The sequence below is a fragment of the Mesorhizobium sp. M5C.F.Ca.ET.164.01.1.1 genome (assembly GCF_004792125.1).
GTDB classification, from domain to species: Bacteria; Pseudomonadota; Alphaproteobacteria; order Rhizobiales; family Rhizobiaceae; genus Mesorhizobium; species Mesorhizobium wenxiniae.
The window spans coordinates 97,269-122,442 of sequence record NZ_SRTG01000001.1 but is presented as its reverse complement, the minus strand read 5'-3'; the positions used below and the strand labels follow the sequence as shown (position 1 = coordinate 122,442).

Sequence of the window (25,174 nt, the reverse complement as noted above, 5' to 3'; positions counted from 1 at the left end):
GAATGAGCAATCTTGCCTACGACACAGCGGTAGATGGCGGCGAAACCTCGCAGCAGGACATCGCCGCCATGCAGGCGTTGCGGCCGATTCCGCGCATCTCGATTCAGGCATTTTGCGAGACCGAGGGCGTTGCCAACCCGGTCGAGCGCGCCGGCGAGGATCGTCGCATGGCGAAGGCCCATCTGAAGGTCCATATGGGCGGCATCGCCACCGCCATCGAATTCTACCAATCGGCGCCGACACCGAACCTGATCCTGCTGGAATCGCGCAGCGAGCCGACGCAATTGCTCGCGCAGCTCACGCAGCTCTCGGAATATTGCGATCCGACCTCGAAGGTCGTGGTCATCGGCCACTACAATGACGTCGGGCTTTATCGCGAGCTCATCCGCTCCGGCATTTCCGAATATGTCATCGCGCCGGTGTCGATGGCCGACATTGTCAGCGTGATATCGACGATTTTCGTTGATCCGGAAGCCGAGCCGATCGGCCGCTCGATTGCCTTCATCGGCGCCAAGGGTGGCGTCGGCTCCTCGACCATTGCCCACAATGTGGCTTGGGCGATGTCGTCGCTGTTCAAGTCCGAAGTGGTTGTCGCCGATCTCGACTTGGCTTTCGGAACGGCCAACATCAATTTCGATCAGGATCCCGCGCAAGGCATTGCCGAAGCCGTTTTCTCACCGGAGCGCCTCGACGAGGTCTATCTTGATCGGCTGCTTGCCCAGTGCGCCCAGCATCTGTCGCTGCTTGCAGCGCCTTCAACGCTCGAGCGCGTCTATGATTTCGATCCCGACGCTTTCACGCAGCTTATCGATACGGCGCAGCGCAGCGTGCCGCTTCTGGTGCTCGATGTTCCGCACGTCTGGACGGGATGGACCAAGAACATACTGGTCAAGGCCGATGAGATCGTGATCACGGCGACGCCGGAGCTGGCCAATCTGCGCAACACCAAGAATCTGGTCGACATGTTCAAGCGGCTTCGCCCGAACGATCCGCCGCCGAAGCTGATCATCAATCAGGCCGGCGTGCCAAAGCGCCCGGAGATTGCGTCATCCGACTTCGCCGACTCGCTCGGCCTGTCGCCGATGTCGGTTATTCCTTTCGAGCCGCTGCTGTTCGGAAACGCCGCCAACAACGGGCGCATGCTCGGCGAAATGGATGCCAAGAACCCGGTTGTCAGCACGGTCAACGAGATTGCGCATGTGCTGACCGGGCGCAGCGAAATCAAGGCAAGAAAGAAAGCGGGCCTCGGCAATTTCCTTGGCAAGCTCTCGCGCAGCAAGAAGTGATGCTTCCGGAGCGGAATTGGTAATCGATCATGTTTGGTAAAAGAGGCAGCGACGACGGCAGCCGGTTCACCCCGGAATTCCGTCAGCCGGCACCTGCGCCTGCCGCGCCGGCGGCAAACCCTGCGGAAACGGCGGTTCTTGCCAAGCCCGCACCGCCGCCGTCGCTTGGCGCGTCTGCCGCGCCGCCGCCCGTGCGCCGTGCGGTCGAGGCGCCGCCATTGGCGCCGGAGCCGAAAAAGGTTCAGCGCCAAAAGAGCGAAACCTACTACGACACCAAGAGCCAGGTCTTTGCCGCGCTCATCGACACCATCGACCTGTCGCAGCTCGCCAAGCTCGATCCCGAAAGCGCACGCGAGGAAATCCGCGACATCGTCAACGACATCATCGCGATCAAGAATTTCGCGATGTCGATTGCCGAGCAGGAAGAACTGCTCGAGGACATCTGCAATGACGTGCTGGGTTACGGGCCGCTGGAGCCATTGCTCGCCCGCGACGACATCGCCGACATCATGGTGAACGGTTCCAAGAACGTCTACATCGAGGTCAACGGCAAGGTCGAGCAGACCGGCGTTCGTTTCCGCGACAACCAGCAGCTCCTCAATATCTGTCAGCGCATCGTCAGCCAGGTTGGCCGCCGCGTTGATGAATCGAGCCCGATCTGCGACGCGCGTCTTCCCGATGGTTCCCGCGTCAACGTCATCGCGCCGCCGCTCGCCATTGACGGCACAGCGCTCACCATCCGCAAGTTCAAGAAGGACAAGCTGACGCTCGATCAGCTGGTCAAGTTCGGCGCGATTTCGCCGCACGGCGCCGAGATTCTCAAGATTATCGGCCGCGTCCGCTGCAACATCGTCATTTCAGGCGGCACCGGCTCGGGCAAGACGACGCTGCTCAACTGCCTGACCAACTATATCGACCGCGAGGAGCGCGTCATCACCTGCGAGGACTCGGCCGAGCTGCAACTGCAGCAGCCGCATGTCGTGCGTCTGGAAACCCGCCCGCCCAACCTCGAGGGCGAGGGCGAGGTGACGATGCGCGACCTGGTCAAGAACTGCCTGCGCATGCGGCCCGAGCGCATCATCGTCGGCGAAGTGCGCGGACCTGAAGTGTTCGATCTTCTGCAGGCGATGAACACCGGCCATGACGGCTCGATGGGCACGATCCACTCGAACAGCCCGCGCGAATGCCTGAACCGTATCGAATCGATGATCGCTATGGGCGGCTACACGCTGCCGCAGAAAACCGTGCGTGAGATCGTGGTTGGTTCAGTGGACGTGATCATCCAGGCTGCACGCCTGCGCGACGGATCACGTCGCATCACCCACATCACCGAGGTGATTGGAATGGAGGGCGACGTCATCATCACGCAGGACATCGTCCTCTACAACATAAAGGGCGAAGACGCGAACGGCAGGCTGCTGGGTGAGCACGTGTCGACAGGTATTGGTCGCCCGCACTTCTGGGAGCGCGCCCGCTATTATGGCGAGGAACAGCGCCTCGCCAATGCGCTCGAGGCGATGGAGAAACGCGCTGACTGATGTGTCTGGAAGCGTAGGGGCCGGAATCGATGTTCGGAATTGAAGGCACCGTATTGGCATTCATCGTGCTCGCCGGCTTCAGCGCCGGCGCGGTCGCCTATGCTTTTCTGTTCAATCGGATCAGCACCGAGATGCAAGTCGGCAGGCGGCTTGAAACGATCAAGACCGCCGAGACGGATGGTGCCGTCGTCAAGGCCTCGCGCGATCGCATGGCGGAAGCGGCCAAGCGGCGAAAATCGGTTCAGGATTCGCTGAAGGATCTCGAACAGAAGCAAAAAACCAACCAGAGCATCGTCAAAAAGCCGCCACTGAAGGCTCAGATCCGTCAGGCAGGCATGAAGTTCTCACTTGAGCGCTTCTATCTCTACTCGGCGGTTTGTGGCGTCGCCCTGACGTTTCTTGCCTATTCCATCGGCGCGCCGTTGTTTGTCTTGCCGGGTGCGCTGCTGGTCGGTGCTCTCGGCCTGCCACGCTGGTTCGTCTCGTTTTGCCGCGCCCGCCGGGTCAAGGCATTCCTCAACGAATTTCCGAACGCGCTCGACATCATTGTGCGTGCGGTCAAATCCGGCCTGCCGCTAAACGACGCCGTCCGCCTGATCGCCAACGAATCCCCTGAACCGGTCAAGACCGAGTTCCGCCGCATCGTCGATTCGCAGCAGATGGGCCTGTCGATCCCCGACGCCAGCATGCGCATGGCTGAGACAATGCCGTGCACGGAAGCGAGCTTTTTCGGCATCGTCATCCAGATCCAGTCCCAGGCCGGCGGCAATCTTTCCGAGGCGCTGGGCAATCTTTCGCGCGTGCTTCGCGACCGCAAGAAAATGAAGGCCAAGGTCCAGGCGCTGTCCATGGAAGCGAAGGCGTCCGCCGTGATCATCGGTGCGTTGCCTTTCGTCGTCGCCTTTCTCGTCTACCTGACAAGCCCGAACTACATCATGCCTCTGTTTACCACCAACGTCGGCAATCTGATCCTCGGCTGCTCGGCGGTCTGGATGGGGATCGGCATCCTGGTGATGCGCAAGATGATGAACTTCGAAGTTTAGGATTTCGAGCGCATGACTGAGAACGTCGTCAAAACCCTTACCGATCCGGCATTTCTGATTGCCTTGCTGGTTGGCATCGCCGTGTTTGCGACCGTCTTTACGCTGCTGCCTGCCTTTGGCGGAAACCAGCTCAAGGCGCGCATGAAATCCGTGGCGCTGGAGCGCGACGAATTGCGCGCCAAGCAGCGTGCGCGGCTTGCGATCGAGGCCGATCGCCGCCGCAAGGGCCTGCGCGAGGAACAGTCGATCGGCATGCGCAACATTGTCGACCGGCTGGACCTGAGGCGCGCCCTGGCCGATGAAGGCACCTTGCAGAAACTCAAGGTGGCGGGCTTTCGCGGGCAGAATCCGCTGACGCGGTTTCTTTTCTTCCGTCTGGTCCTGCCCTTTGTCGGCTTTGCGCTGGCCGCGATGTATCTGTTCGTGCTCGGGGGGTTGCCGGAGCAGCCGCCTCTCATCAAATTGTTCGTCTGTATCGTCGTCGCCTATGCGGGTTTTTACGCGCCGGTGCTCTATGTCAACAACCGCGCCACCAAACGCAAGCAGTCGATCCAGATGGCGTGGCCGGACGCACTCGATCTGATGCTGATCTGCGTCGAATCCGGCATGTCCGTGGAGGCGGCGTTTCGTAAGGTCGCGGACGAGATCGGCGCGCAATCGGTGGCACTTGCCGAAGAGTTCATCCTGACCAATGCCGAGCTTTCCTACTTGCAGGAACGCAAGCAGGCTTACGAAAATCTTGCAAGCCGCACCGGCCTGGAGTCGGTCAAGTCGGTGTCGCAGGCGCTGGTCCAGGCCGAGCGCTACGGCACGCCGGTGGCGCATGCGCTGCGCGTGCTTGCCGGCGAAAGCCGCGACATGCGCATGAACGCCGCCGAGAAGAAAGCCGCGGCTTTGCCGCCGAAGCTCACCGTGCCGATGATCCTGTTCTTCCTGCCTGTGCTGTTTGCCATCATTCTAGGCCCCGCCGGCATCCAGGTGAGCCAGCGCGGCATCTTCGGCGACCAACCGACGTCGAGCAGCCAATAGACTCGCCAAGGCGACAACATATGCGAAAGCCGCGGTGCTGATGCAACGCGGCTTTGTATTTCCAGCATATCGATGAGCTGAGGGAACTGGCAGGTTTGAGCAAAGCCGGGCGTGGTCAATTGGTGGCAGGCTTTGCCTTGTCTTGGTCCTTGAGCTGGCTCCAGGCGTTCTGCTGGGCGAGCATCTGGCGAAGGTAAGTCACGTTCGCCTGCGCCTGTTCGGCCGAAAGCTCCTGGGAGGCGATCTTCTCGGCTTCGTCGAAGCGGCCCTGCAGGCCGACGACCAACGCCAGGTTCTGGCGGACGCGGCTGTCGGCGTTCGGCTGCTGGGCGGCCGAGCGCATATAGGTTTCGGCCGTGCGCAGATCACCTTCCAGCACATAGGACATGCCGAGATTTGAAAGGATCGAAGGTTCGTTCGGCTTGAGGTCAAGCGCCTTGCGGTAATTCTGGCGCGCCTCGTCTCTCTGGCCAAGCTGGTCGAGAATCGCGGCTTCTGCGGATACCAGCTTCCAGTCGGGATATTCCGGTGTCTGCGCGCGGCGCACCGCGTCGAGCGCCGGCTCGAACTGCCCGTTGGCGGCCAGTGCCTTGCCATAGGCGGCGAGCACGTCGCGGTCCTTCGGCAGGGCGATCGCCAGTTTGCGCATCACCGCGAGCGATTGGTCGACGTCGCCATCCATTTGCAGCGCCGCGGCATAATTCATCGCGATCCGCTTGTCGTTGGGGCTCTTGGCGTAGGACTGACCGAGCGCGATCGTCGCCTTGTGCAACTCGCCGGCCGACATGGTTTCCAGTGGTTTGCCGCTGCTGCGTCCGATCGAGCCGGTCGTCAGCTTGCTGGTCCCGCAGCCTGCAACGCTTGCAGCGAGCGCTACTATGAACGCCATGGTTATCAGCCGCTTCCCCGTGGCGTTCGTCATGCGGTTGGTCGGCATCTGCACCAGGCCTCCATTCGTAAACGTGGCCATTACGTGGCCATCTTCCCTCCCGCAGAAATATTCTGTTAACCCTAACGGATAGTTAAAAAGCGCCGACTCGGAAGCCGGAGACCATCGAATGCCAGTCGAATTCATCGAGAGAAAACTGAAGACCACGCTGCCGGTTCATCTGGTGGCGAAGGATAGACTGGATGCAGCGGGCCTTGCCTCGTCCTCGCTCGCCTGGGCAAAGGCCAACGGCTTTACCGGTGAGGCCGGCAGGACGCTGCTCATACCCGGCGAAAACGGCGCGCTTGCCGGAGCCCTGTTCGGCACGGGCGATGGCGAAGGGGCGCTTGCCATCGGCGGGCTGGCGAGAGCCTTGCCCGAAGGCGACTGGCATTTCGCCTCGGCACCGGCCCAACCGGAACTGGCGTCCATCGCACTGGCGCTCGGCGGCTATGTCTTCACCCGCTACGGCAAGAAGCCCGGCAAGGCGCTGCGTTTTTCGCTGCCGTCCGGCGCCGACGCGGCGCGTGTTCGCCGCATCGCCGATGGCGTCTTCCTGACGCGCGATCTGGTCAACACGCCGACCAGCGATATGGGACCGGACGAGCTGGAGAAAGCGGTGCGGACGCTGGCCGCGACGCACAAGGCCGAAATGTCGGTGACCAAGGGCGACGATCTGCTCAAGAACAACTTTCCGATGATCCATGCCGTCGGCCGTGCTTCGGCCGGCGCGCCGCGGCTGATCGACATGATTTGGGGACCGAGGGACGCCCCGAAGGTGACGCTGGTCGGCAAGGGCGTCTGCTTCGACACCGGCGGCCTCGACATCAAGCCGTCCTTGGGCATGCTTTTGATGAAGAAAGACATGGGCGGTGCCGCCAACGTCCTTGGCCTCGCCTCGATGATCATGGCCGCCGGGCTGAAGGTCCGGCTGCGTGTGCTGATCCCCGCCGTCGAGAATTCGATTGCCGGCAACGCCTTCCGGCCCGGCGACGTGCTGGTGAGCCGCAAGGGCATCACCGTCGAGATCGGCAACACCGACGCCGAGGGACGGCTGGTGCTGGCGGACGCCTTGGCACTGGCAGATGACGACGAGCCGCAGCTGCTGATCGACATGGCGACCTTGACCGGGGCTGCTCGCGTCGCGCTCGGTCCCGATCTGCCGCCTTTCTACACCGGCGATGAAGCGCTGGCGTCCGATCTGGCGGAGGCTTCCGTCGCGGTCGAGGATCCGTTATGGCGCATGCCGTTGTGGCGGCCCTACGACTCAAAGCTGTCGTCGAAGATCGCCGACATCAACAACGTCACGTCAGACGGTTTCGCCGGCTCGATCACCGCAGCGCTGTTCCTCAAGCGCTTCGTCGAGAAGACCGCCGCCTGGGCGCATTTCGACATCTTCGCCTGGAACCCATCCGATCGTCCGTATGGTCTCGCCGGCGGCGAGGCGCAAGGCATCCGAGCACTGGAAATGGTTATCTCGAAACGCCACGCCTGACGGTTCCTGTCCTACAGGAAGATCTCAAGACTGAAACGGAACCGAAACAATTTGCCGTCATGCTGGCCGGATGTCGATTTCCATGCGCCCGAGCCAGGCCTTGCGACTGTGGCAGCAGGTGATGCTGTCTCAGGTGCGCGACGACGCGCCCGATCTCACCATGCGCCAGACGGCGATCCTGTTCACCATCTATCTCGATCCGCCGCCGCATACGGTGCGCGGGCTCGCCGCCCGGCTCAACGTCACCAAGCCGGTCATCACCCGCGCGCTCGACACGATGGGCGCGCTGAAGCTGGTGTCGCGCCATCGCGACGAGCTCGACAAGCGCAACGTGCTGGTCAAGCGAACTGTAGAAGGTGCTCTCTTTGTCGAGCGCTTCGGCGATGTTATCATCGCCAGGGCCCAGGAATTGCCCATTTGACCGAACTGTCCTTCTGAACGAGTTGCCGATTTGACCGCCAGGGATGCCCGCCTTCACGCCTTCCGTTCCGATCTCGCCGATGCCAGGCTGAAAGGCGAGGTCGCCGCCGATCGCTTCGTCGCCGGGAGGCCAGCTCGGATTTCAGCCGCAGTGGCCGATATCCGCAACGAGCCGCGGCCGGATGCCGGCGTCAACACCCAGCTTCTGTTCGGCGACGACGTCCTTGTCTTCGAGGATGCCGAAGGCTGGGCCTGGATCCAGGCCGAGCGCGACGGCTATGTCGGCTATGTCGCCGACACCGCGCTGGGCGGGCGGGACCATGCGCCCACCCATGTCGTCTCCGTGCCGCGCACCTTCCTCTATCCCGGACCGGATTTGCGGATTCCGCTGAGCGGGCAGTTGTCGATGGGATCGGCGGTGAGGGTGGTGGGCGCGGCCGAAACGCGCGGCACGCACTATGCACTGCTGCCGTCCGGCGAGGCGGTCATATCGGGCCATTTGAGAATCTTGGACAGACCAGCTGCCGATTACGTCGCGGTCGCGGAAACCTTTCTCGGCACGCCCTATCTGTGGGGCGGCGCCTCCGGCTTCGGCATCGATTGTTCCGGTCTCGTGCAATTGGCGATGCACATGGCAGGCAGGCAAGTGCTGCGCGATTCCGACATGCAGGCGGCGACCATCGGTGAGCCGCTCGAGCCCGGACCAAATTTTGCCGGGCTACGGCGCGGCGACCTGGTGTTCTGGAAAGGCCATGTCGCGATTATGACGGACCCGGAAACGATGATCCACGCCAACGGCCACACCATGCTGGTCTCGCGTGAAGGGTTCAAGGAAGCCGTCGCCCGCATCGGCTATCTCTATGGCGGGCCGACAGGGTTTCGGCGGCCGTAGCGCCAGAGCGGAGAAGGGAGCCGCTCGATCACCTTTTGTTCCGATTCTTCTTGGCGATTGCGCGCCGCCGCGTTACCTCTGGCGCGTGACAGAGCAGCCGCGCCTCGCCGAACAGAATGTCGCCGTGCACTTGCCCGAGCCATTCCTCAAATGGTTCGCGCAAAAAGGCTGGTCGCCGCGCCCCCATCAGATCGGCTTGCTGGCGACCGCCCAAGCCGGGCAGTCGGTGCTGCTGATCGCACCGACCGGCGCCGGCAAGACGCTGGCCGGGTTTCTGCCTTCACTAACCGAGCTGGCCAAGCGGCAAAAGAGAAAGCCGGGGCAGGCGCGTCGCGGCATCCACACGCTCTACATCTCGCCGCTGAAGGCCCTGGCCGTCGACATCGAGCGCAATCTCGGCAAGCCGGTCGAAGAGATCGGGCTGCCTGTCACCATCGAGACGCGCACCGGCGACACGCCCGCGCATAAGCGCCAGCGGCAGAAGCTGGCGCCGCCCGACATTCTCCTGGCCACGCCCGAGCAACTGGCGCTGCTGATTGCCGCGCCCGACGCCAGGCGCTTCTTCGAGGATCTGCACTACGTCGTGCTCGACGAATTGCATTCTTTGGTGACGTCGAAGCGCGGGCATCTCCTGTCGCTCGGGCTGGCCCGGCTGCGATCCTTTGTTCCCGGCTTGCAGACGATCGGCCTTTCGGCGACGGTCGCCGAGCCGGACGAACTGCGGCGCTGGCTGGTCAGCCAGAATCCACCGGGCGGCCTGGCCGAACTTATTGTCGTCACCGGCGGCGCCAAGCCGGAGATCTCCATTCTCGATTCGGAGGAGCGCGTGCCGTGGGCTGGACATTCGGCCCGCTACGCGACACCGGAGATCTACAGCGAGATCAAGCGACACAAGACGACCCTGCTGTTCGTCAACACACGCAGCCAGGCTGAACTGCTGTTCCAGGAATTGTGGCGGGTCAATGAAGACACTTTGCCGATCGCGCTGCATCACGGCTCGCTCGATGTCGCCCAGCGCCGGCGCGTCGAGAAAGCCATGGGCGAGAATGCCTTGCGCGCCATCGTCGCCACTTCGACGCTCGACCTCGGCATCGACTGGGGCGACGTCGACCTGGTCGTACATGTCGGCGCGCCGAAAGGCGCGAGCCGCCTGGCGCAGCGCATCGGCCGCGCCAACCACCGCATGGATGAGCCTTCGAAGGCCATTCTGATCCCGGCCAACCGCTTCGAGGTGCTGGAATGCCGGGCGGCACTCGACGCCAACTATCTCGGCGCCCAGGATACGCCGCCGCTGGTCAATGGCGGGCTCGACGTGCTGGCGCAGCATGTGCTGGGTTGCGCTTGCGGCGCGCCATTCCTTGCAGACACGCTGTTCGAGGAGGTACGAACGGCTGCACCTTATGCCAGTCTCGATCGGCCGACATTCGACCGTGTCGTCGATTTCGTCGCCACCGGCGGCTATGCGCTGAAGAACTATGAGCGCTATGCCCGCATCCGTTTGAACAAGGACGGGCTGTGGCGCGTTTCCAATCCTCGGGTTGCTCAACAGTACCGGTTGAATGTCGGCACCATCATCGAGGTGCCGGCGCTCAACGTGCGTTACGTCCAGGCCGGCAGCAAGGGGTCTGCGTCGCGCGGCGGCCGCGTTCTCGGCAAAATCGAGGAGGCCTTCCTCGAAACGCTGACGCATGGCGATACCTTCATGTTTGCCGGCAAGGTGCTGCGCTTCGAGGGCATCCGCGAGAATGAGTGCTTCGTGTCCAATGCGCCCGGCAGCGATGCCAAGGTGCCCTATTATGGCGGCGGCAAATTTCCGCTTTCGACCTACCTCGCCGAACAGGTCCGAATCATGCTGGACGACCCGCAGCGATGGAAAAAGTTGCCGGAACAGGTCGCCGACTGGCTACGCTTCCAGGCCGACAAATCGGTGCTGCCGAAACGCGACGACCTGCTGATCGAGACCTTTCCGCGCGGCAACCGGCACTATCTGGTGGCCTATCCGTTCGAGGGCAGGCTGGCGCACCAGACGCTCGGCATGCTGCTCACCCGCAGGCTCGACAGGGCGGCAGCCAGGCCGCTCGGCTTCGTCGCCACCGACTATGCACTTGCCATATGGTCGCTGGCCGACATGGGCAGGATGTTCAGGGCGAAGAAACCTTCGCTCGGCGAACTTTTCGACCAGGACATGCTGGGCGATGACCTCGAAGCCTGGCTGGCCGGCAGCTGGCTCTTGAAGCGCACCTTCCGCAATTGCGCGCTGATCTCGGGGCTGATCGAAAAACGTCATCCGGGCCAGGAGAAGAGCGGCCGTCAGGTCACCGTGTCGACCGATCTCATCTACGACGTTCTGCGCAGCCATGAGCCCGACCATATCCTGTTGCAGGCGACGCGTGCCGATGCGGCCACGGGTCTGCTGGATGTCAGCAGACTTGCCGAGATGCTCTCGCGTATCCAGGGACGAATCGTGCATAAGAACCTTGAGCAGATTTCGCCGCTCGCCGTGCCGATCATGCTCGAGATCGGCAAGATGCCGGTGCATGGCGAGGCCGATGATACGCTGCTGATGGATGCGGCAACGCTGGTCGAGGAGGCCATGGGGACGAAATGACATTTGCGCTCGCCATGACTGCGCCCCTGGCGGATGCCGATCGTATCGGCATCGCCGGCGAGCGCGCAATCTGCGATCGGCGCGGCGTGCTTTATTTTCCCGAGCTTCGGCTTCTGGCCGTGTCCGACTTGCATCTGGAAAAGGGATCGTCGCTGGCACGGCGCGGTACGTTGATCCCGCCTTACGATACCGGCGCGACATTGCTCCGATTGCAGGCGGTGATTGCCGATTATCAGCCGGCGATCGTCATCAGCCTCGGCGACAGCTTTCATGACGGCGGCGGCGCCGCACGCATGCATTCAAGCTTCCGCGAACGCCTGGAAGGACTGATGGCCGGCCGCGACTGGTTCTGGGTCGCCGGCAACCATGACCCGGACGCGCCCGCCGACCTGCCCGGCGAGACGGTGCGCGAACTGGCCATAGGCTCTCTCGTATTCCGGCATGAACCTTCGGCAGTGAGAGTGGAAGGCGAGGTCGCCGGCCATCTGCACCCTTGCGCCCGCATCGTGCAGCAAGGCCGCTCGGTGCGGCGCCGCTGCTTTGCCGGCGATGGCGGCCGCATGATCATGCCGGCCTTCGGCGCCTATACCGGCTCGCTCAATGTGCTCGATCGCGCCTATGCCGGGCTGTTCCGCCGCGAAACGCTGATGGCCTATATGCTCGGCGCTGAGCGCATCTTCGCCATTTCCCACGCGATGCTCAGGCCGGGCTGAGCTGCTCTACCTGCCATAGTAGAGGGTGACTGTGTGCTTGGCTTCGGCGAAGAACAGCCAGCGCTCGACCAGCATGCCGGCGAACTGGACGATTGCGGCGAGTGTCGACAGCACCGCCGCATAGGGCCATGGCAAGGCGAACACGGCAACCAGCAGCAAGACGGGCAGAGCGAAGGCCAGCACTTGCGTGATCTGGCGCAGCCGCGCCTTGTGCTTGCGTGCGATGCGAAAGCCCATCTCCTTGAGCAGGTAGTTTTCCTCGGTGTGCGGCCATTCCAGCGACCGCACCGTACCGCCGGCCAAGCCCGTCGCGGTGTTGGCGGTGGTCGGGATTTCGAGCCGGTCATTGTATCGCCAGGTCGCCAGCTTCCAGCCCCAGCCGAGCAAGGTCAGCAGCGTGCAAGCTGCCAGAAGTATAGTCGAGCCCATGCCGAAACACTGCAGCAGCGCGTTGAGCAGTATGCTGCCGCTCATCGCCGAAAAAATGAGATAACCGGGTAGAGTGAAGCGGCTGTGCCATTGGGCGATCGGCTTTAGCGAGGCGTAGATCATGCCGGTGGTGCAGACGGTGGCGACCGCGCCGACCGCAGCCACCAACCCGGCTACGGTCACCCAGCCGTTCGTGCGGCCGAGGACCACCCAGCCTATGGCGAACAGCCCCGCCGGCACGAAGGTCGCGACCGACGCGACGCCTTCGCGTGACAGCCACGAACTGCGCCATTGCGAGAAGGCTCGCCAGGCGCGTTCGGGCCGGCCGAGATGGCCGGCCGACGACAACAGGCCGGCCGAGATCAGGCCGAGCGCCAGGCCCATGCCGACGAGGCCGAGCCAGAAATCGGGTGGGACAAATCCTTGTCCGGCCAGCACGCCAAGCAGCGCAAGCAGGCCGTAACCGGCGCCGGTGGCGGTGGTGAAAAAGACGACGGAGAGGGCTGGATGCATGAGGCTGGTTGCTGGTCAGTGCGAAAGCATGCGGTCGACCCAGCCGAGGAAACCGCCTTCGGCCCGCACCGGTTCGAGCACCGGCGCCGCCACCGATGCCGCACGCTGCGTGTGGGCGCGTGGCGGCAAATATTTGTTGGTCGGATGATAGCCGAGTTCGGGCATCAGGTCGACGCCGCCGCGCTCGGCCACCAGTTGCGAGATCGCCGACGCCGGGTCGCCAAGATCGCCGAAATGCCGCGCGCTGGTCGGACAGGCGGCGACGCAGGCCGGCATGCGGTCTTCTTCGGCCAGATTGTCGTTATAGATGCGGTCGACGCACAACGTACATTTCTTCATCACGCCGACATCGGTGTCGAATTCGCGCGCGCCATAGGGGCAGGCCCAGCTGCATAATTTGCAGCCGATGCACTTGTCCTCGTCGACCAGCACGATGCCGTCCGAGGCCCGTTTGTAGGAGGCGCCGGTCGGGCAGACGGTGACGCAGGCCGGTGTCTCGCAATGCAGGCAGGAGCGTGGGAAGTTGACCGTGCGCCCACCCATCTCCGTTATGTGCTCATAGCTGTGCACGCGGTTGAACCAGACCCCGTCGACATCGCCGCCATAGGGATCGATGTCGGTCAGCGGCGCCATGTGACCGCCGGTGTTCCATTCCTTGCAGGCGGTGACGCAGGCCTGGCAACCGACGCAGGTGTCGAGATCGATGACCAGGCCGAGCTTCTTGTCGGTATGGGCGGGAAGGCAGGTCATGGTCTGGCAGCCTCTCTTTCCCGGCGGAACTCGGCCCCGAAACTGAGTTTGTCAGGCGAGGGTTCGAAATGCGGCGGCTGCCGGAAGCGCTCGAACTGCGGCTCGGTGAAGCCGGCTTCTTCAGCCGCGCATTTGACGATGCGGACGCGCAGGTCGAACCATGCCGCCTGGCCGGTCACCGGATCGGAATTCGAATAGCGCTTGCCGTTCGCATCGGCGGAGGTCTGGTCGCCGATGATATGGTTGAGCAGGAAGCCGCGATTCGATTCGGCGGCGTCGTCCTTCAGCCCCCAGCTGCCGCGCCGTTTGCCGATCGCGTTCCAGGTCCACACCGTATCCGGGTTGACGCCGTCGACCAGCTTTATCTGCCCCTTGACCCTGCCGTTGATGCTCTCGATCCATACCCAGTCGTCATCGACAAGGCCGAGGCCGGCCGCGGTCCGGTTGTGCATGAACAGCCGGTTCTGGCTGGTGATCTGCCGCAGCCACGCGTTCTGCGAACCCCAGGAGTGGTACATATGCATCGGCCGCTGTGTCAGCGCGTGCAGCGGGTATTTCTCGAGGTCGACAGCGGCCTCCTCGAAGGGCGCATACCAGAATGGCAGCGGATCCATATAGGTCTCGATGCGGCTGCGCTCTGCCTCCGGCGGCCGCACCCTCCCGTGGCCGCGTGCGGCGAGGCGAAAGCGCTGCATCGGCTCGGAATAGAGCTGGAAGACGATCGGCTCGGCCTTCGGGATAAAGCCCATATTCTCGGCGAAATCGAGATAGGAGCGGTTGGCCATCTTGTAATAGCGCTGGTCGTCCGCAAAATCATGGTGCCAGAAGCCGCCATTGTCGATGTAGCGCTGAAGCTGGTCGGGATTGGCCTCGCCCTTGCCGATCGAAGTTCCGTCCTTGCCGCGCCAGCCGGCGAGCGGGCCGACGCCCGGCGTGCGCTCATGATTGACGATGTAATCGGCATAGTCGCGGTATTTGGCCGAGCCGTCGTCGTCGACGAAGCCGGGCAGGCCGAGCCGCGCGCCGAGCTCGATCAGCACTGTCTGGAACGGCCGTACGTCGCGGTCCGGCTCGACAACGGGATAGCGGATGGCGTCGCCCGGGCCGTCGGCATGGCTGATCGGCCGATCGAGCAGGCTGATGCAGTCATGTCTTTCGAGATAGGTGGTGTCGGGAAGCACGAGGTCAGCGAACGGCACGGTCTCGGAATAATAGGCGTCGGAGTAGATGATGAACGGGATCTTGTACTCGCCTGACGCATCCATATCGGTCAGCATCGCCATCGTCTCAATGGTGTTCATCGACGAGTTCCAGGCCATGTTGGACATGTACATGAACAGCGTATCGATCTTGTAGGGATCGCCGGCCCAGGCGTTACGGATGACCGTGTGCATGAGCCCGTGTGCGGCCAGCGGCGCATCCCAGGAATAGGCCTTGTCGATACGGATCGGCGTGCCGATGTCATCGACCAGCAGATCATCTGGTCCGCAGACGAAACCGAGCGGCATGCCATCCAGCGGCGTCCTCGGCCTGACGTCCTTGCCTGCGGGCTTCGGACCCGGCGGCGCCGACCGCGGATAGGGCGGCTTGAAGCGAAAGCCGCCCGGCACGTCCACAGTGCCGAGAAGCACCTGAAGCAGATGAATGGCGCGGCAAGAGTGAAAGCCGTTCGAATGGGCCGAGATGCCGCGCATCGCGTGCATCGACACTGGCCGGCCCTTTATCGTCTCGTGCCGGCGACCGGCCCAGTCCGTCCACGCCACCGGCAGTTCGATCGCCTGATCGAAGGCGACATGCGCCAGTTCGGCGGCGATCCGGCGGATGGTGTCGGCGGGAACGCCGCAGCGTTCGGCAACCGCGTCTGGAGAATAGCTCTCGTGCAGATAGCGGTCGGCGATGAGCTGGAAGACCGGCACGCAGCGGCGGCCGTCGACCTGGAAGTTGCCGGTCAGCGCCGGCTTTGCGTCGGTATCGGTGGCGCTGACGGGCACTTTCGCCACTCTGTCCCAAGCCAGCGGATTGCCGCCAATGTCGCGCGCGAACAGCCCGTCATCGGCAGCATTCGGCTCCTGGATGATGAGGGCATGGGCGTTGGTGTAGCGCAGCAAATAATCGAGATCGACGCGGCCGGCTTTCAGTAGTTCATGGATGAGGGCAAACACGAACAGGCCGTCGGTGCCGGGCCGGATGCCGATCCAGTCATCGGCAATGGCGTTGTAGCCGGTGCGGCACGGATTGATCGAAATCACTTTGGCGCCGCGCGCCTTCAGCTTGCCGAGACCAATCTTGATCGGATTGGAATCATGGTCTTCGGCAACGCCGAACAGCATGAAGTATTTGGTGTTGTCCCAGTCCGGTTCGCCGAACTCCCAGAACGAACCGCCGATCGTATAGAGGCCGCCGGCCGCCATATTGACCGAACAGAACCCGCCATGGGCTGCGAAATTCGGCGTGCCGAACTGGCTCGCCCACCAGCCGGTCAAGGATTGCGACTGATCGCGCCCGGTGAAGAAGGCGAGTTTCTTCGGATCGGTCTGGCGTATCCTTGAAAGCCGTTCCGTCGCGATGGAAAATGCTTCCTCCCATTCGATCTCGCGAAACTCTCCCGAGCCGCGCGGACCTGTACGCAGCAATGGTTTCTTCAACCGGGCTGGACTGTAGTGCTGCATGATGCCGGCACTGCCTTTGCCGCACAGCACGCCGCGATTGACCGGATGGTCCTTGTTGCCGTTGATGTAGCGGACCTTGCCGTCCTTGATGTGGACGTCGATGCCGCAGCGGCAGGCGCACATGTAGCAGGTGGTCTTGGCAATGCTGTCGGAGACATGGGGCGAAGTATCGACGCCATCGCCCTCGTCGGGCGAGCGCGTGTCGGCAAGCGGCCGTTGGGACGGTGCGGAATTGGCGCCGCGCAGCGTTCGGTGGTTCATGATCCGGTGCTTTTGTAAGCCGTGAATTTGGCTCTCGTCTTCGGCCCGGGGCCGCGCATGTAATGCTCTTCCGGATGATAGCGATCGCCGGCAAGCCGGCGCCCTAGGCTGCGGGTCCAATGGGCAAACAGGGATTTTATCCGCCCGATCACATTCTACCCTTTGCGGCCTGGCCGCGATATTTTTCCAATTTCTTTCAGAAACCTAGAACAAAGTAATCGATCCGTCTAACAAATTGCTCTTGTAATTCCAATCGAATTTGTTTCTTAATTCTTTCATGACCCTAGACCAGTTGCGGATCTTCGTTGCTGTCGCCGAGCGAGGGCATATGACCAAGGCGGCCGAGCTGCTGGGCATTTCCCAGTCGGCGGCGTCGGCCGCCATCCGCGCGCTCGAACAGCAGCACGGCGTCCAGCTGTTCAACCGGGTCGGCCGCAACATCGAGCTCGCGCAGACCGGACACCGGTTCCTGCCTGAGGCCAAGGCCGTGCTCGAACGGGCGGCTGCCGCTCACAATGTGCTGGAGCACGTTTCCCAGACGATCACCGGCAGCCTTTCGATCGCCGCCAGCCAAACTATCGCCAGCTACTGGCTGCCGCGCCGCCTGGCCTCCTTCCACGAGGCCTATCCCGCCGTCAGGCTGAGCGTGACGATCGGCAACACCAGGCAGGTCGAGACCAATGTCCTGGACGGTACGGCGGATTTTGGCTTGGTCGAGGGGCGCACTGAATCCGACATATTGCGGCGCGCCAAGGTCGATGTGGATCGCATGATGCTGGTCGTGGCGCATTCGCATCCCGAGATGGTTGAAGTCTCGCGCGGGCATCCGGATATCCGGGAGTTCCGCTGGATCATCAGGGAAGGCGGATCAGGCACGCGCGAGGTGCTGGAAGATCTTGCCCGCCGCGAAGGGATCTCGTTCGCGGACCTCAGGATATTCCTGGTACTGCCGAGCAACGAGGCGGTTCGTCAGGCGGTCGAGGCCGGCGCCGGCGCCACCATCATTTCGAGGCTCGTCGTCGAACGAGCCGTTGCCGAAGGCAGCTTGCGGTCCGTGCCAATCGAACTGCCGAAGCGCGATTTCGCCATGATCACACATCGTGACCGGCAGGCAAGCCTGGCCCAGGTGGCACTCAAGGCGCATCTGGGCGCGAGGGCCGGCGAGACCGTCCGGGGGTAAGCCGGATCAGCCGAATTTCCGTTGCGCGTCGAGTGCCAGCCCGAGCCCGACCGAGCCGAACATGTCGCCTTCGATAACGGATGCCTGCGGCACCAAGGCTAGTATTTGCTGCCTTGCCAGCGGGATGGCGGTCGATCCGCCGGTCAGGAACACTGCGGTGATGTCGGATGGTTTCACCTGCGAGTCCCGGATGATCTTACCAACCGTCGCGGCCACCCGTTCGATGTCCCTGGCGATCGTGGCTTCGAGCCCGACGCGCGAAATTTCTGCCGCGAATTCCACCCCCGTCAGCGCGACCACGACATCGGCGGACAATCGCTCCGTCAGCGCGATCTTGGCCTTTTCAACCAAAGCAGCCAGCGCGTGCCCGTAACGATGCTCGACGATGTGGATGAATCGGTCGATCAGGTCGGCGCGCTCCGCTTCGTAGCGGATCTGGCGCAGATGCGTCATCGCCCGGGCGGTGTAGACCAGATTGATGCGTGCCATGTCGCCAGGTCGATGAAGTAGCTGGCCGGCAAATTGCGCTTGCCGTCCTTGGTCGGCGAGAGATAGCCGAGCTGCGGCATTACATGGGCGATGCTCAACAGCCGGTCGAAGTCGTTGCCGCCGATGTGGATGCCTCGGCTCGCCAGAATGTCGTCTTTGCGATCGAGGGAGCGGGCGCGCTGCGGCGACACCCGCACGATCGAGAAGTCGGATGTGCCGCCGCCCATGTCGACGATCAGTGCCAGTTCTTCCCGCGTGACCTTCTGCTCGTAGTCGAGCGCCGCCGCGATCGGCTCGAACTGGAAGGCTATGTGCTTGAAGCCCTGGGCGCGTGCCGCGTTTTCGAGTTCACCTTCAGCCTTGGCGTCGGCCTCGGCATCGTCGTCGACGAACTGCACCGGACGACCGAGCACCACGCTCTCAACCACGTCGCCGGCATTGCCTTCTAGCCTCCTCTTGAGATGGCCTACGAACAGCCCGATGATCTCGGTGAAGGCGATCGACCGCGCCTTGATGCGCGTCTTTTCATGGACAAGCGAACTGCCGAGCACGCTCTTCAGCGAGTGCATCAGGCGACCTTCGATGCTGTCGGTATAGTTGGCGATGGCGCGGCGCCCAAAATAAGTGCGGTTGTCCTCGAAGTTGAAGAAAACGGCGCTCGGCAGCGTCACTTCGCCGTCTTCCAGCGCCACCAGCCGCGGCTGCCCGTTCCTGACCACGCCCACGGTGGAATTCGAAGTGCCGAAATCGATACCGCCGAATGCTGGTCGCATCGTAAGTCCTGTATTCTGATTGTGGGGGAGCGACAGCTCGTTTCCGGTCGGGCCGGGGTCGCGGTCTAACCCATGAATCCCAAAAGGGGAACCACCTTTCGGGAGGGGTCTAGTCCTTTCGGAAGACCAGTCTTCCTAGCCAGCCGGTCAGCATGGCTAGCAATACGGCGAAGACGCCGTAGAGGAAGGAATAATCGTGGGCGACGCGGAAGATCGACTGTTCGAAACCGGACTTGCGGATTTCGAGCTGGGCGGAGCTTTCCTTGATGAACAGGCCGCTCTTGAACAGAAACGCACGGGCCTTGTGGGTGCCGACTGGAACGTTGGGGGCGAGCCTAACGGTGGCGCGGAACAGGTTCTGCGACAGGAACTGCACGCCGCCAACATTCTCGCTGTAGAGGCCGGTCGCCGTTTTGCGCTCGCGCAGCGCCGCGGTGAATTCCTGGATTGTCGCCGGACTCTCGCCATCGTCGGCCGGCTGCATGTAGATGTTGGCGGCGCCGAGTGACAGTTGCTTGTAGCTGTTGGGGTCGGTGACGTCCTGAAGTGGGCGCGTCGTCGCCACCGAATAGGACACCGGCACATTCTCGAAGGTTTCGGACTCCAGATTGATCCAGATGCCGAGCACCCGGTCCTTGCGGCGCACGACGACCGGCCGGGCCGGCCCTTCAAGCACGACGATGATGTCGTAGCGCCCTTGGCGCGCGACAAGCGGGTCGGCATTTTCCAATGAGCCGAAGATGGTGAGATCGGCGCCGGAAAAGCCGGCGGTGATTGAGACATGGTCGGTGGACAGGCCGATCTGGATATTTTCGGTAGCTGGCGTCTGCGCTTTTCCCGGTGGCGCGACTGCCAACAGCGACAGCGAGGCAACGGCCAAGAACGCCCTTAAGCCCGCCATCAGGTCGGATCCACGCCCGAAAGAGAATAGAGGTTGGGCGGCGTCACGAACAGATCGATGGCGAGCCGGATTGCGACCGCCAGCACCAGCAATGCGAGCAGCGCCCTGAGCTGCTCGCCACGCAGCCTTTGGCCGGCCTTGGCGCCGTATTGCGCGCCGGCGACGCCGCCCGCCATCAACAGGAAGGCGAGCATGACGTCGACCGTCTGGTTAGTTGTGGCGTGGACCAGCGTGGTATACGCCGAGGTGAAGATGATCTGGAACAGCGAGGTGCCGATGACGACATTGGTCGGCACTTTCAAGAGATAGATCAGCGCCGGTACCATGATAAAACCGCCACCGACGCCCATGATCGACGACAGGAAGCCGATGCCGGCGCCGAGGCCGAGCACCGGGATGACACTGACGAAAAGCTTCGAGGCCCTGAACCGCATTTTCAGCGGCAAGCGGTGGATCCAGTTGTGCTGGCCGGATTTCTTCAGCACCGGTGCCGCGCCGCTGCGGGTGGCGCGCAGCGCATTGACGCTCTCGACCAGCATCAGCCCGCCGACGGTGCCAAGCAGCACGACATAGAGCAGCGAGATGAACAGGTCGAGCTGGCCGAGCCGGCGCAAGAAACCAAAGACAAAGATGCCGCAGGTTGAGCCGACGATGCCGCCTGCCAAAAGCACACCGCCGAGCTTGAAGTCGAGCGTGCCGCGCTTCACATGCGACAATGCGCCGGAGAAGGAGGAGGCGATGACTTGGTTGGCGCCGGTGGCGACCGCGATCGCCGGCGGTATGTTGTAGAAGATCAGCAGCGGCGTGATCAGGAAGCCGCCGCCCACTCCGAACATGCCCGACAGGAAGCCTACTGCCGCGCCCATGGCCAGCAGCACGAAAATGTTGACGGAAATTTCCGCGATCGGGAGATAGATGCCCACCCGTCAGTCTCGATCAGTTTGCCTCTCGGCGAATGCAACCGTTGCGGGCATTTCGCGCCAAAAAGCCTATCTCGTTCTTGCGCCGGCCGGGCGGCGAAGTCAAACCTCGCCACGCCGCCGAAACAAAAAACAACTCAATCAGTTAACAGGCAAATGTGTGGCAACGGCGTCGCGGAAACGACGCATCTGACGTTATTTGCGCGCAAGCAGCGCCTTGACCAGTTTTTCGTCGACCGCGCCCGTCGCCTGCAGGTCGTTGTCGGTCTGGAAAGCCATGATGGCATCCTTGGTTTTCTGGCCCATCACGCCGTCGGCATTGCCGGCCTCATAGCCGTTCTTGTTGAGAATGCGCTGGATATTCTGAACGACCTTCTTCATGTCGACGCTGGCGGTCGTCTGCGGCGTGCCGTCCTGCCATGATTCGGGAATGTCGGCCGAATTGGCCGCAGGATCGATCGGCTCTGCCTTCCACAGTTCGGCGGCGGCGCGTGCGCGTTCGAGCTGCTCGGGCCTGAGCGCCTTGGCGATCTCGTCGCGCTTTGCCGCCGCATCCTTGTCGCCGGTCTTGGCGACAAGTGCAAACCATTTGTAGGATTCTTCGAGATTCTGCTTCATGGCGACGCCCTTCGCCGCCAGGATGCCGAGATTGAACTGGCTGTCCTTGACGCCGAGCTCGGCGGCGGCCTGGAACCAGTGCGCGGCCGATTCATTGTCGGTCACGCCGTCCGCAGCCATGGCAAAGAGCACGGCGAGATTGTGCATGGCGCTGGCGTTGCCCTGCGCCGCGGCGAGCTGGTACCAGGTCTTCGCCTTCTTGACGTCGCGCGCGACCCCAGTGCCCTTCTCATAGAAGTTGCCGATCCGGTATTCCGCCGGTGCGAAGCCGAGTTCGGCTGATTTCTCGTACCATTTGGCGGCCGCTGCCATGTCTTGCTTGACGCCGCGCGATTCGGCATAGCGCGAGCCGATCTCGAACAACGCCTTGGCGTCGCCGCCGGCCGCAGCGTCACGCAAGGCAGTTGGGCCGGCATCGGCTGGGATGTCGATGTTGGCAGTGGCCGCCGCCGTCGAAGCATCCGCAGGTGTGACCGTGCCGGTCATCTCTTGGGTGGCCGTCGTGGCGGCCCTCGCTGTGGCCATTGGCTCGGTGTCCGCAGCCGTCGGGCCCGCAGGTGCAGAGGCTGTCACATTCGCCGCCGCCGGATCGGGCGGCGCCGTTGGAGTCATGGGCGCAGGCACGGGTTCAACCTCGGGTGCGGTGCCGATCGGCGTTCCGGCGTCCGACAGCGCGGCGCCGGCGGCCTGTGCCGGCATGTCGTCCTCGGCTATCGATTCGGACGGCTCTGCCTGCCGGACGGCGCGGGCCGGCGCGCTTTCCTGTCCTGCAGTTTGCGCGTCCTTCTTCGGCTCGCTGGCGGTGCCGGCCGACGTGGTTTCCGCCGGCTGCGCGGCCGCGATCGGCGCCGCATCATTGCTGGCTATTTCAACGGGGTCCGAGAAAAAGGCCTTGCCCAATTGTAAGCCGGCGAGCGCCAGCATGACTGCGGCGGCCGCCATCAGGATCGGCTTGCGCCGCGCCTTGAGCAGGTCGCCGATCCTCAGCGCCTTAACCGGGCCGCTCATCGTCGATTGCCGCTTGAGAGCGTCGGCCTCGGCAGCGGCCGCTTGCGCCGCGCGTCTGGCTGCGGCGATGAAGTCGGATTTCGATGCATCGGGATTGCCGGCCCTGACCGGCGGTCCGCGTTCGTCGCGCACGCGTTTCATGATGGCGTTGAGGTCGGGGGGGCCGGAGCCGGGCTCCAGCGGCCGGTTGGCAACCTTCGGATCCAGCGGCTCGTCGAGATCGGCGCTCGGTATCTCGACATCAGGCGCCGAGCCGGCAAGCGGTGGAACGTCTGCCTCCTTCTTACCCTTGAAGGCGCGCGCCAGTCCGCCGAGAATCGACTTCCGGCCGCCGGGCTGCTCACTTTTCTCCGTCACCGTATCCGAACCAAGCGCCGCCATGGCCGCGGCCGCAGCGGCTTCGGCCGGCGTGCGCGGGTCTGGCTCATTGCGCATGATGGCCGTGGCATGGCTGTCAAGGTCGGCCATGTCTCCAGTCAGCGGTAATGGCTGGTCGATATCCATGGACGGCGCGTCCTGGACCGTGATCTTGGAGGCTCGTGCCGCCCGCGCGCGCACCGGCGCAGCTGGTTGCGTGAACTCGCTCGCGGCTTCGGTCGCCTCGCCGGTTTCCAGCGAGCCCAGTCGGTCGACGATCTTGAGCAGCGTGTCGTGAATGGCCTCGAAGGTCCTCGAATTGCGCTCGTCGGAACGGCGCGTCAGTGCTTCGAGCGTCTTCAGATCCTGGGCGAGGCCAGAGACGGCCGCCGTGTTGGCACTGGAGCCGGCCAGCGAACGGACGGCGCTCTCGGCTGCCTCGCGCGCCGCGCTGAGGATGGAATCGCGGGTGCCAGCCAGCGACTTCTCGATTTCGTTGAGACGGGGGCTGATGTCCTCGAATTCCGGCAGTGGCGTGCCGGGCTTCGAAAGATGCGCCGACAGACCGGCGACTTGCGCCTCCAAGCTGCGGATCAGGGCCGGGTCGATGCCGGCGACTTGTGCCGCGGATGAATCCAGCCGGCTTGAAATATCTTCGAGGCGGCCTTCCAGGCCACGGATCGCCGCTTCGCTTGCGGAATCGGGAACGCGCGTTTCCATGCGCTGGGCCAGCGCGCTGAAGCGGGCGTCGATGGCGTCCATGATGCCGGGCCCGTCGATCTGCGGCACACGTTGGTCCAGCCTGTCGACGACTTCGTCCAGCCGGCGCTCGAGATCACGAAACAGCATGTTGCCTTGTTCGATCGCGTCGCCTTGGCGGCGCTCTATCATGCCGGACAGCACGTCGAAACGTTGCTCCAGCCCCTGGAAGATGTAGTCGGCATCCGGCATGGCAGGCGCCCTGTCGATCTTGTCGGCAATGAGCGCGATCTGCTTGTCGAGACGCTCCATCGCCTGCTCCGGCAAATTGGCCCGGCCGGCAAGATCGTCGACCCGGCTCGACAGCATGTTGAGGCGGTCAATAATCTCGCCGCTCGGGTGAACTTGCGTGACTTCCTCGATCTGCTGGGCCAGCGAGGCGATTCGCTTCTCGATTCGTTCGAGGGGTTCGGGGTCGATTGAATTGGCCTGCGCGGCGACGGTGGATGCGACGATAGCGCGGGAAATCTCGTCCAGCCGCTCGTCGATCATACCGAATGTTCCGCTGCCGCGATTGTCCTGCTGCCTGGCGAAATGATCGACGGCACCGGCAAGCGTGCGGACCTTTTCTTCGAGCGACCGCAGCGACAGTGATTCCGGCAAATTGTTGACGGCATTGCTGATCTGTTCGAGCCGGTCGGTCAGCATCGAAAGACCGGGTGCGTCGGACCGCTTGCGCTGATCGGCATCGACACGGTCCTCGAACGCGGTCCAGCGGCGGTCGAAATCGTCCCAGCGGCGGCCGACCGCCTGCACGCTCTCCTCGCGCGCCAACGTGTCGAGCGCGGCCTTGACCTGCTCCAGCTCGAGCCGGAGCATGTTGACGCTTCTGTCGTCGCTCTTTTCAGCAAGGGTCTGGATGGCGCCGGAAAGCCGCTCGAACTCGACGCCAAGTTCGGCGCTGCCTTTGCCGCCCCCCGATTGGTCACCCGGCTGGGCGCTTGCCTGGAAAGCCCGCTCGATGTCCTTGCGCAGCGCTTCGAATTCGCGCTGCAGGCCGGCGGTCATCTGGTGGCGCAGTTCCTCGCGCAGACCGCGCAATTCGCCGGCGATCTTGCCGACCACAGCGACGCCGTCTTCTTGGCCGCGGACGCGGTCGATGTCGCGGGCGATCGCCTGGTAACTCTGGTCGAAGGTAGCCGGCGCCGGGCTTTTCGGCGGCTGTGCGAGGCGCGGATCCTCATAGGGTCGGGCGCTGGCATAGCGCGGCTCCGCGCTCGGCCGGCGCGGATCGGGACGCTCGCTCATGTCCTCGCGCGTCCGCTCCAGCCGCTGCTCCAGCGTTTCCAGGGAACGGTTGAGCTGTTCAAGCGTGGTGTGCGGCCTGCGCAGCCTGCCGGCGTTGAGTGTATCGAGATAGGACCGCTTGCTGTTCATCGATGCGCCCGTTCAGAATTACTGCTGGCTTATGACCAGTTTCCCAAAGTCCTGCCGGAAACGAAGGCGGCCGCGCGGCTTAGCTACGGCGGAAGACCAACTTCCCGGGTTTCACCCGCGCTCCGAAAAACCGTGAAAAATTCGCTACAGAATAAACACGGGTAACCGACATGCGCACATTTCGCCCAACGTGGTAAACAACGCGTTAACTAAGCTTA

Annotated in this window: 17 protein-coding genes and 1 pseudogene; 10 read left to right on the top strand and 8 right to left on the bottom strand. The window is 63.3% G+C overall.

Annotated features, from left to right (window positions below; translation table 11 throughout):
- The first annotated feature begins 2 nt into the window (after window positions 1–2).
- From EN807_RS00555 to EN807_RS00540, 4 genes are read left to right on the top strand one after another with little or no spacing between them, the layout of a single operon-like run.
- The gene (locus EN807_RS00555; protein ID WP_189522313.1) at window positions 3–1,286 is read left to right on the top strand and encodes a CpaE family protein; all 1,284 of its coding nucleotides are present in this window, start codon (window positions 3–5) and stop codon (window positions 1,284–1,286) included.
- Between the two features lie 29 nt (window positions 1,287–1,315).
- Window positions 1,316–2,824: a CpaF family protein gene (locus EN807_RS00550; protein ID WP_135933479.1), complete on the top strand. Its 1,509-nt coding sequence runs from the start codon at window positions 1,316–1,318 to the stop codon at window positions 2,822–2,824.
- Between the two features lie 29 nt (window positions 2,825–2,853).
- Window positions 2,854–3,867, top strand: coding sequence for a type II secretion system F family protein (locus tag EN807_RS00545; protein ID WP_135933478.1), 1,014 nt, complete (start codon window positions 2,854–2,856; stop codon window positions 3,865–3,867).
- Between the two features lie 12 nt (window positions 3,868–3,879).
- Window positions 3,880–4,896, top strand: coding sequence for a type II secretion system F family protein (locus EN807_RS00540; RefSeq protein WP_065005866.1), 1,017 nt, complete (start codon window positions 3,880–3,882; stop codon window positions 4,894–4,896).
- A 115-nt stretch (window positions 4,897–5,011) separates the two neighbouring features.
- On the opposite strand, the gene EN807_RS00535 is transcribed toward EN807_RS00540, so the two are convergent.
- Window positions 5,012–5,833 (bottom strand): tetratricopeptide repeat protein, encoded by an 822-nt coding sequence (locus EN807_RS00535; protein WP_135935737.1) that lies wholly within the window; start codon window positions 5,831–5,833, stop codon window positions 5,012–5,014.
- Window positions 5,834–5,954: 121 nt separating this feature from the next.
- On the opposite strand from EN807_RS00535, the gene EN807_RS00530 reads away from it, so the two are divergent.
- The 5 genes from EN807_RS00530 to pdeM all read left to right on the top strand — a co-directional run bounded on the left by EN807_RS00530 (window position 5,955) and on the right by pdeM (window position 11,952).
- Window positions 5,955–7,319: a leucyl aminopeptidase family protein gene (locus EN807_RS00530; RefSeq protein WP_135933477.1), complete on the top strand. Its 1,365-nt coding sequence runs from the start codon at window positions 5,955–5,957 to the stop codon at window positions 7,317–7,319.
- A 70-nt stretch (window positions 7,320–7,389) separates the two neighbouring features.
- Window positions 7,390–7,740 (top strand): MarR family winged helix-turn-helix transcriptional regulator, encoded by a 351-nt coding sequence (locus tag EN807_RS00525; RefSeq protein ID WP_123146547.1) that lies wholly within the window; start codon window positions 7,390–7,392, stop codon window positions 7,738–7,740.
- A 30-nt stretch (window positions 7,741–7,770) separates the two neighbouring features.
- Entirely contained in the window at window positions 7,771–8,631 is an 861-nt protein-coding gene (locus EN807_RS00520; RefSeq protein ID WP_135933476.1) for an NlpC/P60 family protein, read from the top strand.
- An 85-nt stretch (window positions 8,632–8,716) separates the two neighbouring features.
- Window positions 8,717–11,239: a ligase-associated DNA damage response DEXH box helicase gene (locus EN807_RS00515; protein ID WP_135933475.1), complete on the top strand. Its 2,523-nt coding sequence runs from the start codon at window positions 8,717–8,719 to the stop codon at window positions 11,237–11,239.
- On the top strand, window positions 11,236–11,952 hold the full coding sequence (gene pdeM / locus EN807_RS00510) for a ligase-associated DNA damage response endonuclease PdeM (protein WP_135933474.1): 717 nt from the start codon (window positions 11,236–11,238) through the stop codon (window positions 11,950–11,952). The genes EN807_RS00515 and pdeM overlap by 4 nt, the downstream gene beginning before the upstream one ends.
- 6 nt (window positions 11,953–11,958) lie before the next feature.
- Here pdeM and EN807_RS00505 read toward each other — a convergent pair whose 3' ends face one another.
- Genes EN807_RS00505 through EN807_RS00495 form a run of 3 tightly spaced genes read right to left on the bottom strand, consistent with a single transcriptional unit; the run spans window position 11,959 to window position 16,574 of the window.
- Window positions 11,959–12,894, bottom strand: a complete 936-nt coding sequence (locus EN807_RS00505; protein WP_135933473.1) for a DmsC/YnfH family molybdoenzyme membrane anchor subunit — start codon at window positions 12,892–12,894, stop codon at window positions 11,959–11,961.
- A 15-nt stretch (window positions 12,895–12,909) separates the two neighbouring features.
- Window positions 12,910–13,644 carry a 4Fe-4S dicluster domain-containing protein gene (locus EN807_RS00500; protein WP_135933472.1) on the bottom strand — a complete coding sequence of 245 codons (735 nt, stop codon included), beginning with the start codon at window positions 13,642–13,644 and terminating at the stop codon, window positions 12,910–12,912.
- Complete coding sequence (locus EN807_RS00495) at window positions 13,641–16,574, bottom strand: molybdopterin oxidoreductase family protein (protein WP_135933471.1); 2,934 nt, start codon at window positions 16,572–16,574, stop codon at window positions 13,641–13,643. Before EN807_RS00495 ends, EN807_RS00500 begins: the two co-directional genes overlap by 4 nt.
- A 277-nt stretch (window positions 16,575–16,851) precedes the next feature.
- Here EN807_RS00495 and EN807_RS00490 point away from each other — a divergent pair, with 277 nt between their 5' ends.
- Window positions 16,852–17,754 (top strand): LysR substrate-binding domain-containing protein, encoded by a 903-nt coding sequence (locus EN807_RS00490; protein ID WP_135933470.1) that lies wholly within the window; start codon window positions 16,852–16,854, stop codon window positions 17,752–17,754.
- Window positions 17,755–17,760: 6 nt separating this feature from the next.
- Here the strand turns inward: EN807_RS00490 and EN807_RS00485 are convergent.
- The 4 genes and pseudogenes from EN807_RS00485 to EN807_RS00470 form a co-directional block, all read right to left on the bottom strand.
- Window positions 17,761–19,016 (bottom strand): annotated as a pseudogene (locus EN807_RS00485) (Hsp70 family protein).
- A gap of 109 nt (window positions 19,017–19,125) precedes the next feature.
- Window positions 19,126–19,917: a TIGR02186 family protein gene (locus tag EN807_RS00480; RefSeq protein ID WP_135933469.1), complete on the bottom strand. Its 792-nt coding sequence runs from the start codon at window positions 19,915–19,917 to the stop codon at window positions 19,126–19,128.
- A complete protein-coding gene (locus EN807_RS00475; protein WP_135933468.1) occupies window positions 19,917–20,840 on the bottom strand; it encodes a sulfite exporter TauE/SafE family protein in 924 nt (307 codons plus the stop codon). The genes EN807_RS00480 and EN807_RS00475 overlap by 1 nt, the downstream gene beginning before the upstream one ends.
- Before the next feature lie 192 nt (window positions 20,841–21,032).
- Window positions 21,033–24,956, bottom strand: coding sequence for an SEL1-like repeat protein (locus EN807_RS00470; RefSeq protein ID WP_135933467.1), 3,924 nt, complete (start codon window positions 24,954–24,956; stop codon window positions 21,033–21,035).
- Between the last annotated feature and the right edge of the window lie 218 nt (window positions 24,957–25,174).